The sequence below is a fragment of the Pirellulales bacterium genome (assembly GCA_035546535.1).
In the GTDB taxonomy this organism is placed as follows: domain Bacteria; phylum Planctomycetota; class Planctomycetia; order Pirellulales; family JACPPG01; genus JACPPG01.
In genome coordinates this window covers 45,057-56,626 of sequence record DASZWQ010000048.1, presented here as the reverse complement: position 1 = coordinate 56,626, position 11,570 = coordinate 45,057, and the positions used below count along the sequence as shown (strand labels likewise).

10 protein-coding genes are annotated in these 11,570 nt (G+C 62.0%); 5 read left to right on the top strand and 5 right to left on the bottom strand.

Features of this window, described 5'->3' with window-relative positions; all coding sequences use genetic code 11:
* Positions 1 to 7: 7 nt before the first annotated feature.
* The 4 genes from VHD36_05870 to guaA form a co-directional block, all read right to left on the bottom strand.
* Entirely contained in the window at positions 8 to 181 is a 174-nt protein-coding gene (locus tag VHD36_05870; protein HVU86827.1) for a hypothetical protein, read from the bottom strand.
* Positions 182 to 432: 251 nt separating this feature from the next.
* Positions 433 to 2,106, bottom strand: coding sequence for an energy-dependent translational throttle protein EttA (gene ettA, locus VHD36_05865; protein HVU86826.1), 1,674 nt, complete (start codon positions 2,104 to 2,106; stop codon positions 433 to 435).
* Between the two features lie 59 nt (positions 2,107 to 2,165).
* Positions 2,166 to 2,489 (bottom strand): hypothetical protein, encoded by a 324-nt coding sequence (locus tag VHD36_05860; GenBank protein ID HVU86825.1) that lies wholly within the window; start codon positions 2,487 to 2,489, stop codon positions 2,166 to 2,168.
* A 239-nt stretch (positions 2,490 to 2,728) separates the two neighbouring features.
* Entirely contained in the window at positions 2,729 to 4,312 is a 1,584-nt protein-coding gene (gene guaA / locus VHD36_05855; protein HVU86824.1) for a glutamine-hydrolyzing GMP synthase, read from the bottom strand.
* Between the two features lie 226 nt (positions 4,313 to 4,538).
* Here guaA and surE point away from each other — a divergent pair, with 226 nt between their 5' ends.
* Together surE and VHD36_05845 are read left to right on the top strand one after the other, a co-directional pair.
* Complete coding sequence (surE, locus tag VHD36_05850; protein HVU86823.1) at positions 4,539 to 5,297, top strand: 5'/3'-nucleotidase SurE; 759 nt, start codon at positions 4,539 to 4,541, stop codon at positions 5,295 to 5,297.
* 216 nt (positions 5,298 to 5,513) lie between these two features.
* A complete protein-coding gene (locus VHD36_05845) occupies positions 5,514 to 5,981 on the top strand; it encodes a hypothetical protein (protein ID HVU86822.1) in 468 nt (155 codons plus the stop codon).
* A 13-nt stretch (positions 5,982 to 5,994) separates the two neighbouring features.
* On the opposite strand, the gene tsaB is transcribed toward VHD36_05845, so the two are convergent.
* Positions 5,995 to 6,678 (bottom strand): tRNA (adenosine(37)-N6)-threonylcarbamoyltransferase complex dimerization subunit type 1 TsaB, encoded by a 684-nt coding sequence (gene tsaB, locus VHD36_05840; GenBank protein ID HVU86821.1) that lies wholly within the window; start codon positions 6,676 to 6,678, stop codon positions 5,995 to 5,997.
* A gap of 227 nt (positions 6,679 to 6,905) precedes the next feature.
* On the opposite strand from tsaB, the gene VHD36_05835 reads away from it, so the two are divergent.
* The 3 genes from VHD36_05835 to VHD36_05825 all read left to right on the top strand — a co-directional run bounded on the left by VHD36_05835 (position 6,906) and on the right by VHD36_05825 (position 11,490).
* Positions 6,906 to 7,655, top strand: a complete 750-nt coding sequence (locus VHD36_05835; protein ID HVU86820.1) for a metallophosphoesterase family protein — start codon at positions 6,906 to 6,908, stop codon at positions 7,653 to 7,655.
* A 112-nt stretch (positions 7,656 to 7,767) separates the two neighbouring features.
* Positions 7,768 to 10,053, top strand: a complete 2,286-nt coding sequence (locus VHD36_05830; protein HVU86819.1) for a YidC/Oxa1 family insertase periplasmic-domain containing protein — start codon at positions 7,768 to 7,770, stop codon at positions 10,051 to 10,053.
* Positions 10,054 to 10,077: 24 nt separating this feature from the next.
* Positions 10,078 to 11,490, top strand: a complete 1,413-nt coding sequence (locus VHD36_05825; GenBank protein HVU86818.1) for a tRNA modification GTPase — start codon at positions 10,078 to 10,080, stop codon at positions 11,488 to 11,490.
* Positions 11,491 to 11,570: the final 80 nt, after the last annotated feature.

The following is an 11,570-nucleotide window of genomic DNA, read 5'->3' as shown; positions in this document are numbered from 1 at the left end:
CGCCGCGCTAGCGTGGCCGCCGCTTGGTTACCTTGGCCACCTTCGGCTTTCGGGCCGAGCTTGGCTTCTTGACCTTGGGCGAGGTTTTCAAGACCGCGGCGCCCTTGGCCGAGCGGCGCGCGAATATTCCTTCCCAACCCGCAGCGAACTTTTTGGTCGAGCCCGAGTGCAACACAGTCATCTAAAGCTGACTCCCTAAAACAGACGTGGATGCCACGACCCGCCTGGGCCGCCTTGAATCTTCGGCGATCCGCACGAGACGGTAGTGACCTGATCAAATCCCTTCCGCACGATGAATATCGCGCTGTCGGTAGGCCAGGCTCAATTCTTTAGCCCAAGGCCTTTCTTATTATGCACCACGATTGTGGACTGTTTGCAAGTTGCTTCGGATCATTTTTCGGCCACGGGCCGCGGCCATTCATGCGGCAAAGCTTAATGTTGCAGCTTCTTGTACCGGAACCGCTTGGGCTGGTCGGCTTCGGTCCCCAGCCTTGCGTGCCGCTGCTCTTCGTAAGTCGCGAAGTTTCCTTCGCACCAGTGAACGTATCCATCCCCCTCGAACGCCAGAATGTGGGTGGCGATGCGATCCAGGAACCAGCGATCGTGGCTGATCACGACCACGCAGCCGGCAAAGTTGAGGATTGCCTCTTCCAGGGCCCGCAGAGTATCAACATCCAGGTCGTTGGTCGGTTCGTCTAGTAACAGGACGTTGGCCCCGCGGCGCAGCAACTTGGCCAGGTGAACCCGGTTCCGCTCGCCGCCGGAGAGCGTGCCGACGACCTTTTGCTGGTCGGAACCCAGAAAATTGAACCTCGCAACGTACGCCCGCGCGGGAATCTTGCGGCCGCCAATCTCGAAGTTGTCGTAACCGCCGGAAATCTCCTCAAAGACGGTCTTCTCTGGATCCAGGGCGTCGCGATTCTGGTCGACGTAGCCCAACTCGACCGTCGGGCCGACGCGCACCTTGCCCGAGTCGGGTTTCTCTTCCCCGACCAGCATGCGAAACAACGTGGTTTTGCCGGCGCCGTTGGGTCCGATGATGCCGACAATGCCGCCCGCCGGCAGGTGCAGGCTCAAATCGTCGATCAGCAGCCGGTCGTTGTATCCCTTGCTGGCCTTTTCCAGTTCGACCACCAGCTCGCCCAGATGCTTGCCGGGCGGAATCTGCATTTCGAATTCTTCCTGCCGATCTTCGTAGGCCTCGGCCGACATCTGTTCGTAGGCTTTGATGCGGGCTTTGCTCTTGGCTTGTCGGGCGCGCGGCGCCATGCGGATCCATTCCAGCTCTCGGGCGAGGGTCTTCTGCCGGGCTGAGGCGGCCTTCTCCTCGCGCGCCAGCCGCTCCTGCTTTTGTTCCAGCCAGGACGAATAGTTCCCTTCCCAGGGGATACCGCGACCGCGATCGAGTTCCAGGATCCAGCCGGCGACGTTATCGAGAAAATAGCGATCGTGCGTCACGGCCACGACAGTGCCGGGATACTCGGCCAGGTGCCGTTCGAGCCAGGCGACGCTCTCGGCGTCGAGATGGTTTGTCGGTTCGTCCAACAGTAACAGGTCCGGCTTTTCCAAGAGCATCTTGCACAGCGCCACGCGGCGGCGCTCGCCGCCGGAAAGCTTCGTGACATCGGCGTCGCCGGGGGGCAACTGCATCGCGTCCATCGCAATTTCGATCTGCCGATCCAATTCCCAGGCGTTTACGAGGTCGATTTTGTCCTGCACGCGCGCCTGCTCGGCCAATAGTTTTTCCATCGCCGCATCGTCGAGCGGCTCGGCAAAGCGGGCATTGATTTCCTCGAACTTTTGCAGCAATTGCCGCGTGCCGGCGACGGCCTGCTCGATATTGCCGCGTACGTCGGTCGACGGATCAAGCATTGGCTCCTGCGGCACGTAGCCGACCGTGAAACCGTCGGTGAGGCGCGCTTCGCCGTCGAAATCGCGGTCGACGCCCGCCATGATCTTCAGCAGCGTGCTCTTGCCCGATCCATTTCGCCCGAGCACGCCGATCTTGGCGCCGGGATAGAAAGAGAGCCAGATGTCCTTAAGTACTTCCCGCTGGCCGTACTTCTTGGTCAAGCCGGCCATTTGATAGATGTATTGTCTGCTCATGCTTGTTTGATCGCGGTCCGTCGATGGTTACTGCGCTGGCACGCTGCTTCCGGTGGCCGTTAGCGCAATTGGATGTTGATGCTGGCGATGCGTTTGCCGTGACGCTGGATGAGATATTCCAGGAACACCGCCAGCAATTTATGCGGCTTGTTGCCCGCCTTAGTGATGGCCCGGGCCAGCAACATGTGGGCGCTCGCGTCCCATTCGATATTCAAGGCTCCGGCCAGTCCCCGGCCGACGATTTTGGCCCAGCCCGGCTTGCGTTCCAAGTCGACCTTTTTGACGACCGACAGCACATCGTGTCCGCGCTTCGTCAGGTCGCTCGTGATCGCTCGACGTAACGAGCCCCCTTTTTTTCCAAAGGCTTGCAGTTGAATTTGCATTCGTGTGGCCCCGTGGGTGAGCCGAAGATTACTCCTTTCGTTAAGCAATTCCGTGATGCTCAAGCACCGGGTGGGCACTTTCGGCCAGGCCCAACGACCGCTCAGGCACCTGTCTAATAATACGCCTGGGGGGCAAAGTTGGCATGACAAGCCGCGCTACGTGCGTTCCAAACCTGGCCAACAGAGCGGAACAAAATCTCTGCCGTTCATCACTCCGCACTCAGCGTTTCGCGCTTCGCCTACTCCCATTCAATCGTGGCCGGCGGCTTCGAGCTGATGTCATAGACCACGCGGTTGACTCCTTTGACCTCATTGATGATGCGCGTCGAAATTCGCGCCAGCAGGTCGTAGGGTAACCGGCTCCAGTCTGCGGTCATGAAATCCTCGGTGTCGATCGAGCGTACCGCTACCGTTTCTTCGTAGGTCCGCGCATCGCCCATCACGCCGACGCTTTGCACCGGCAGCAATACGGCGAACGATTGCGATGTTTGCCGATAAAGTCCCGCGGCACGAATCTCCTCGACCACGATCGCGTCCGCTTCGCGCAGCCGATCCAATCGATCGCGCGTGATCGGACCTAAACAGCGCACGGCTAGCCCTGGCCCCGGGAACGGATGACGCCAGACAATGTCATCGGGCAAACCCAGTTGCGACCCCAGCCGGCGCACCTCGTCCTTGAACAGGTCGCGCAAAGGCTCGATCAATTCGAAGCTCAGATCTTCGGGCAATCCGCCGACGTTGTGGTGAAGCTTGATCGTGGCGGCCGGCCCATCGACGGCGGCGCCACTTTCGATCACGTCGGGATACAAGGTGCCTTGGGCCAGGAATTCAGCCCCCTCGATCTTGGCGGCTTCGTCCGCAAAGCAATCGATGAACACGCGTCCGATCGTTTTGCGCTTCTCTTGCGGGTCGGTCACCTCGGCAAGCGCCGCCAGGAACCGATCCTCGGCTTTGACCACGTGCAAATCGGTGCGGAAGTGGCCCGAGAATTCGCGGATCACGGCGGCCGCTTCGTCCTTGCGCAAGAGACCGTTATCGACCAGAATGCAGGAAAGCTGGCTGCCGATCGCCTGGTACAAAAGCGCCGCCACGACCGACGAATCGACGCCCCCCGAGAGGCCGCAGATCACGCGCCGATCACCCACGCGGCGTCGAATGGTTTCGATCGACTGCTGAGCAAAGTCGCCCAACTGCCAGGCGCCCGTCGTGTGACAGACGCGGCGCAGGAAGTTCGCCAGAATCTCGCGCCCCTGCGGCGTATGCGTCACCTCGGGATGAAACTGCACGCCGTACACGGGCAGGGTCTTGTGCTTCACGGCCGCGATCGAGCAAGTCGCCGTGGCCGCCAGCGGCTCGAAGTCCTGGCTGACCTGCGTCACCTGGTCGCCGTGGCTCATCCACACCTGAGTATGCCGCGGCAGGCCCGCCAGCAGATCGTCGTCGCGCGTGATTTCGCAATTGGCTCGGCCAAACTCGCGCGCCTGCACGTTGTTGACCTTGCCCCCCAGGGCATCGCAGGCCAGTTGCATGCCGTAACAGATTCCCAGGACGGGAATGCCTAAGCGGAAGATGCCCGGGTCGCAATGCGGCGCCCCCGGCTCATACACGCTCGATGGTCCGCCGGAAAGGATGATCCCCTTGGGAGCGATCTCGCGGAGTCGCTCGGGCGTGATGTCGTGGCGGACGATCTCGCAATAAACATTCTGCTCGCGGACGCGGCGCGCGATCAGTTGCGCGTATTGCGCGCCGAAATCGAGCACCAGCACCTTTTCATCCGTGGTGCTGGGACTGGGGGCATTCGCGATCGCGGTATCCAGAGCCATGTGGAATGGTATTCGGAGCGACGGCGCGGCTGCGGTCCAACCGGCAGGTCCCAATAACGAAAAAAGCCCGACCTTCGCCGGGTGAAACCACGAATTATAAGGTTCCCTTCGAACGTTGGATAGGGTTCGTTGCCCCCCAGGGGCGGCGAGCAGTATAGTGCGGGCGACAGACCACGAATTGGCCGCCTTAAGCGGCATCTAATCCGCCTCTCATCGAGAATCATTCGTGCAAATACTTCTGACCAACGACGATGGAATCTACGCACCTGGCCTGGCGGCCCTGGAACAAGAGCTCGTCAAGCTGGGCGACGTCACCGTCGTCTCGCCAGCCACCGAGCAGAGTGGGGTAGGCCATTCGATCACCTTCCTGAGCCCACTGGTTGTCAAAGAAGTCTTCGAAGGAAAACGCAGCCGCGGCTGGGCTGTCGAGGGAAGCCCGGCCGATTGCGTCAAGCTGGGCATTTTCGAGTTCTGCCGAAACCGGCCCACACTGGTCGTCAGCGGCATCAACGGCGGACTGAACGCGGGGATCAATGTCCTTTACTCCGGCACCGTCGCCGCCGCGATCGAAGGTGCTTTTTTCGGGATCACGAGCATTGCCGTTTCACTCGAATTCAGCGAGACCGCCGACTTCGATCGCGCCGCCGCCATGGCCGTGGGCGTCATCAAGCAGATCCTGGCCCGCAAAGGAGATCGCTCGCAGCTGTTCAACATCAATATCCCGACGCCCGCCCTGACGAGCCCCAAAGGGGTGAAGGTGGTGCCGATGGGCATAGAGCGTTACGGCGAGCATTTCGAGAAGCGCACCGATCCGCGCGGCCGCAATTACTATTGGGCGACCAGCGACCCACCGCCGCGCCGCGGAGCCCACGAAACCGACCTCACCGCCCTGGAGGCCGGTTATGTGACGGTAACGCCGTTGGATTTCGACCTCACGCGCCACGAGCTGCTTGACCCGATGCGCGCGTGGGACTTGAAGCTCTGAGTGCAGGAAAAAAACACGAAAACACGTCCACAGATTGCACAGATTCCGCAGATAACATTGAAAAGACGAGAAAAGCAAGCATCACCATGACGCCTGCTTCGTCAAAAATCTGCGTCCATCTGCGTAATCTGCGGATGTATTTGCTTTTGGAATCCAAGCACTGGATTCGTCGCCCGCACGGCTGCACAATAGGTGCAACTTACTCGGGGAGCGAACATGAAAAGCTGCCACCTTCTTCTGTTGAGTGCGGTCTCCCTGATCCTGGGCTGCGGCGACGCGGCATCTGGTCCAGGCGCTTCGCCCCCCGCAGCTACGGCCGGCAGCGGTCCCCCGGCGCCATTGCCGCCAGCCATCACGCCCCCGCCGGCCGCTCCGGTGCAAGAAAAGGCATCCGAGGACCTGACCAAGAAAGGAATCGCGGCCAAGGAGATCGGTAAGGGCGTCCTGGCCACACCCACAAGTACCTATCTGCGTATCCAGGATCGGGCGATCTTTTTGAACCTCGAGCACGCCATGAATCTGTATAAGGGAGAGCACGGCGAGCTGCCGAAATCGCACGAGGTTTTCATGCGTGACATCGTGCAGGCGAACAACATCAACCTGCCCGAGCTGCCGGACGACAGCAAATACGTCTATCTGCCTGACAAGGGCGAATTGATGATCGAGCGCCGAGCGATGCAATAATCGCCGCACGCGTTCAGGTCGCGCGCGTTTCCCATTTCTCTTCGGCGGCGCTGCGGCGCAAATAGCAGGGCGCCAGCGACCACAAGTCGTCGCTTTCGCCGCGCGCCGCGCGCTGGGCGGCCAACCGGCCGATCGCCGCCGCATCAGGAAGCCATTTGTCCCGCGGCGCCAAATGCGCTGCGGCGTTGACACGTTCGGCAAGCTTTACAAGCGCTGGCCCCGACGCCAGCGTTTCTTGATTGAGCGAAGCCAACCAATCGTCGACCGAGATGATCGCGATCTCGGCTTCGCGCTCCACTTCGCCGCCCGCAAGAAAGTGGTATCGACCGCAGTACACCTCGCCGCGCTGCGCGTCGATGGCCACGGCCACCCGGCCAGCACCGTCAGCGGAATTTCGTGCGATGGCTTCGAGCGTGCTGATCGCGAGCACCTGCGCACCCACGGCATAGGCAAACGCCTTGGCCGTCATCACTCCCAGGCGCAAACCGGTGAACGAACCCGGGCCGACTCCCACCGCAACCATCTGCACATCGCGCGGCTTCCACGCCACTTGTTTGAGGAGTTCGGCAATCGCGGGAGCCAAGGTCCGCGCGCTGCGCAGGGCGGGATCAAGCGCCGCTTGGGACAGTGCCCGGGAATCGTCAAAAGCGGCCACGCTGCCGGTGGTACCGCTCGTTTCGAGGGCCAGGATTCGCAATTACACACCTGGGGATGCCGTATAATTGTCGGGCGGTCCGGCATGGCAGGCGGACAAGGCTGCCGCCGCAACAGTGCAGCCCGAGCCGTGTTAGATAGCCACCGGCGCGGACTCCTTGACCGCCTGAAAACGCTAACTTACACTGCGGTATTGGTTTGTGACAATGTCCCCGGCTCCCTCGCCGCGCGCGCTTAATGTGACGCCTGGGCGACAAAAGGTCAGCTCTCGTGAAGCGTGCCCTGATCAGCGACATTCACAGCAACCTCGAAGCTCTCGAGGCGGTGCTGGCCGATATCCGGCGGCAGGGGATCGACGAAATCTACTGCCTGGGGGACATTATCGGCTACGGGCCGAATCCCCGCGAATGCATTGACCTGGTCATGAAGGTCAACGTCTGCATCCTGGGCAACCACGACCAGGGAGCCTTGTTCGATCCCGAGGGGTTTAACTCCGGTGCCGAGCGGGCGATCTTCTGGACGCGCGAGCAATTGGAAAAGCCGCTCGGCAGCCCGGCCGACAACGCCCGCCGCTGGGACTTCCTCGGTGAGTTGCCGCGCAACCGGCGCGAGAACGGCTTTTTGTTCGTACACGGCTCGGCCCGCAATCCGCTGAATGAATACGTCTTCCCCGAGGACATCTACAACCAGCGGAAGATGGAAAAGATCTTTTCCTTGATCGAGCACCACTGCTTCCAGGGGCACACGCACGTGCCCGGTGTGTTTACGCAGAGTTTGAATTTTCTCAGCCCCGACGAGATTAGCTACCAGCATCAGCTTGGCCCGGAGAAGACGATGATCAACGTCGGCTCGGTGGGCCAACCTCGCGACGGCGATCCGCGCGCCTGCTACGTGGTCATCGAGGACGACCTGGTGACCTTCCGGCGCGTGGAGTATCCGGTGGAAAAAACGATCGTAAAGATCTACGAGACGCCCGAGCTGGATAACTTTTTGGGCGACCGGCTGCGCGATGGTCGCTAACGGCGTGGTGTCGTGCCGGGGCGGACGGTAATAGCGTACTTCCGCGCCGTGCCCCTTTGCCAGGACAAGTCAGCACAAACAGTCGCTCAGGCGGCTAAGAAGGACGCAGGGAATGGACAAGCGATTCCTCACGTTTCTCATGCTTTCGTTCGTCGTGCTTTCGGCGAACATGATGATTATGCGGTGGCTGCAACCGCCGCAGCCGCAGCAGCAAAAGGCCGCCGAGCCGGAAGAGAAAACGGCCGACCAGAAGGCGGCGGACGAACTGGCGGCGCAAGAAGTGGCTGCCGCCGACAAGGCCGGAGGCGAAAAACCGGCCGACGCGGATGCAGCGCCCCAGCAGCCGGCTGCCCCCAAGCCGATGGTGCCCGAGCAGCGCTACACGCTGGGCTCACTCGATCCGGCCACCGGCTACCGCGAACTGGTGACGCTGCTCAACACGGGCGCGGCCGTCGAACGCATCGAGCTCACCAGCCCGCGATATCTCGATCAAGAGGATCGCAGCGGCTACCTCGGTCAGCTCGATCTGACCATGCCGCCGGATAATCGTTCCGGTACCTTGGTGCGCGTCGTTGGTCCTGGCACGCCCGCGGCCGCGGCCGGCCTGAAAGTGAATGACGTGATCACGGCCATTAATGGCCAGCAGGTGGTCGGTCCGATCGAATTCTACGAAGTGCTGAAAACGACCGAGCCAGGGCAAACGTTCACGCTGGCGATCGAGCGCGAGGCCGGCGGCGAGAAGCCGGCGCCGCAAGAGCTGACGGGCACGCTCCGCCGCCGCCCGATGGAAATCGTCCGGCCCGAGTCGCTCGATCCGTTGTCGTTCTTGCTAACGCTCGAGAGTGTCGACGGCAAGAAAATCGCCAAGGACGCCAAAGAGCTGGCCGGTCTCGACATGCTGAGCGGTAATTGGCAAGCTTTGCCGCAGGCTGACGAGAGCGAGATCGCGTTTCAATACGACGCGACCGAGTTCGGTTTGTCGATCGTCAAGAAATTCCGCCTGGCCAAAGTCGCCCCGGCTGACGTCGAGGACCCGTCGGCGCCCGCCTATCACTTGGATTTCAGCGTCGAAGTGCGCAACACCGGGACAACGGCGCGAAAAGTCGCCTGGCGGCTCGATGGGCCTAACGGACTGCCGCTCGAAGGGGCGTGGTATGCGACGAAGATGAGCCCCAACTGGCGCGGCGGTGCCGGCATGCGCGACGTGGCCGTAGGCTTCATGGTCGATGGTCGCCGGCGCACGGGACTGGTCAGCGCCACGACGATCGCCGAGGAAGCGAATCCTACCCCCTGGCAAGACGAACCGCTGGAATACATCGGCGTCGACGCGCAGTATTTCGCCGTGGCGCTCTTGCCCGCTCCAGATCATGCCGCCGACTATGGCCGGGCGATTCCCATTCGCGTGGGCGAGGCGCCCGAAGATCGCACGAAGCTGAACCGTACCAACGTCTCGTTTCGCCTGACGAGCAAGGTCGCCACGATTGAGCCGGCTGCTGCATCGACCGAAGATTACAAGATCTTCGCCGGACCCAAACGCCCGGCGCTGTTGTCGCAATACGGGCTGGGAAACCTGGTGTATTACGGCTGGTTTGGCTTCGTCGCGGCGCCCATGCTCGACGTGTTGCACTTCTTCTATCGCATCATCCCGAACTACGGCATCGCGATCATCATGCTCACGGTGCTCGTGCGGTCGCTGATGTTCCCGCTCAGCCGCCGCCAGGCGTTGGGCGCGCAGAAGATGCAGGAGCTGCAACCGGAGATCAAGCGCATCCAGGAAAAGTACAAGGGCAACATCGAAGCCCGCACCAAGGCGCAGCAAGAGCTCTTCAAAAAGCACAATTACAATCCGCTGGCCGGCTGCTTGCCCGTCTTCCTGCAGTTGCCGATCTTTTTGGGGCTGTACCGCTCGCTGGCCGTGGATGTGGAATTGCGCGGTGCGCCCTTGCTGAGCGAGTCGATCCGCTGGTGCTCGAACCTGGCCGCGCCCGACATGTTGTGGAACTGGCAAAACGTGATGCCGGCTTTCGTGGCCGGGCCCAGCGGCTGGTTGGGCCCCTATTTCAATCTGCTGCCGTGCCTGACGATCGGGCTGTTCATCTGGCAGCAAAAGATGTTCATGTCGCCGCCGACCGACGAGCAGGCCGCCATGCAGCAGAAGGTCATGCAATACATGATGATCTTCATGGGCGTGATGTTCTTCAAAGTCGCCAGCGGACTGTGCCTGTACTTCATCGCATCGAGCTTGTGGGGCATCGCAGAACGCAAGCTACTGCCGCGTAGCACGCCTCCCAAGAATGCTCCAGCAGCGCCGGTGCTGGAGCGCGTCGGGCCACGTTCTCCAGCGAATGGCAGCAATGGCTCACGCACGAGCAAAAAGAAGAATCGCGACCGGCGCTAGGCGATTTGTTGATGGGTGCCGCGCATGCACGACCCGCACGACACCATCGTTGCCATCGCCTCGCCCCCCGGCGCCGCGTCACGGGGAATTATCCGGATCAGCGGGCCGCGAGCGCTTCACAGTGTCGCTCCCCTGTGGCACGCCGATGCGGAAGAATCGCAGTCGCTCGATGCGCTCCGGCAGGCGACGCGACTGACCGGCAACGTCTCCGCCGATGGATTTACCACGGCGGTTCCGTGCTCACTCTTCGTTTGGCCCACCGCGCGCAGCTACACGCGGCAGCCATCGGTCGAGATTCACACCGTCGGATCGGCGCCAATCCTGCAGGCGATTCTCAAAACGCTCTGCCGGGCGGGTGCCCGCCTCGCGGCGCCTGGCGAGTTCACGCTACGCGCCTTTCTGGCCGGGCGGCTCGACCTCACGCAGGCCGAAGGCGTGCTCGGCCTTATCGAATCGCGCGATCGCCACGAGCTCGATGTCGCAGTCGCGCAGCTTGCCGGTGGATTGGGAACACCGTTCGTGCATTTGCGTGAGGAACTGCTGGAGCTGCTGGCCCACCTGGAGGCCGGCCTCGACTTTGTCGAAGAGGATATCGAGTTCATCGCGCGCGACGAACTGCGCGCGAAGATCGTCGCGGCCGCCTCTCAGCTCAAAAACCTGGAGGAACGCATGGCTGCCCGCGGCGTGTTGCGCGACGCCGTGCGTGTGGTGCTCGTCGGGCAGCCCAACGTCGGTAAGAGCAGCTTGTTCAACGCCTTGCTCAAACGTTCGGCCGCTCTCGTTTCGCCCGTCGCGGGCACGACGCGCGATTACCTAGTCGGCGCGCTAACGCTCGACGGCACGACGATCGAGCTGGTTGACACGGCCGGCGTAACCGGGATGGCAGCGTCGGGCGCGGCACGTACAACAGCGCCGGCGTCTTGCGAACCAGGTCAAGATATCGATGCGGCGGCACAGCAAGCCACCTCGCAGGCGCGCCGCGAGGCGACGATCGAGCTTGTTTGCCTCGACGCGAGCCGCCCCCTGGACGCCTGGGAGCGAGGACAACTTGCCGCGCCAGGCGCGCGCATCGTGGTCCTCACGAAGTGCGATCTATGGAAGGCCACCAGCCACGTTGATCGAGCCATCGCCACGAGCAGCACGACGGGCCAGGGGCTCGACGAACTGTGCCAGCATCTGCGCACGTGCGTGATCGAGCGTGCTGGTGGTGACACGGCCGACGTCGTTGCCGTCACGGCCGCGCGTTGTCACGATAGCGTGCGTCGCGCGGCTACGGCCCTGGCGCAGGCGGTAAAACTGGTGGACGATCGCGCAGGCGACGAGTTGATCGCCGCCGAAATGCGCACGGCGATCGGCGAACTGGGGCAAGTCGTGGGAGCCGTCTATACCGACGACCTGTTGGATCGCATCTTCAGCCGTTTTTGTATCGGCAAATAGGAATCGGCTAAGTGCGCACCTGCCGAGCCAGCATGCATCAGCTTCGAGCTAGCTGTCGAGCTTTTAACTTTGCCCTGACA

Excerpts from the sequence above, each read along its gene's own strand:
- VHD36_05870 (HVU86827.1), bottom strand. The coding sequence starts at position 181 with ATGACTGTGTTGCACTCGGGCTCGACCAAAAAGTTCGCTGCGGGTTGG.
- ettA (HVU86826.1), bottom strand. The coding sequence starts at position 2,106 with ATGAGCAGACAATACATCTATCAAATGGCCGGCTTGACCAAGAAGTAC.
- VHD36_05860 (HVU86825.1), bottom strand. The coding sequence starts at position 2,489 with ATGCAAATTCAACTGCAAGCCTTTGGAAAAAAAGGGGGCTCGTTACGT.
- guaA (HVU86824.1), bottom strand. The coding sequence starts at position 4,312 with ATGGCTCTGGATACCGCGATCGCGAATGCCCCCAGTCCCAGCACCACG.
- VHD36_05845 (HVU86822.1), top strand. The coding sequence starts at position 5,514 with ATGAAAAGCTGCCACCTTCTTCTGTTGAGTGCGGTCTCCCTGATCCTG.
- VHD36_05830 (HVU86819.1), top strand. The coding sequence starts at position 7,768 with ATGGACAAGCGATTCCTCACGTTTCTCATGCTTTCGTTCGTCGTGCTT.
- VHD36_05825 (HVU86818.1), top strand. The coding sequence starts at position 10,078 with ATGCACGACCCGCACGACACCATCGTTGCCATCGCCTCGCCCCCCGGC.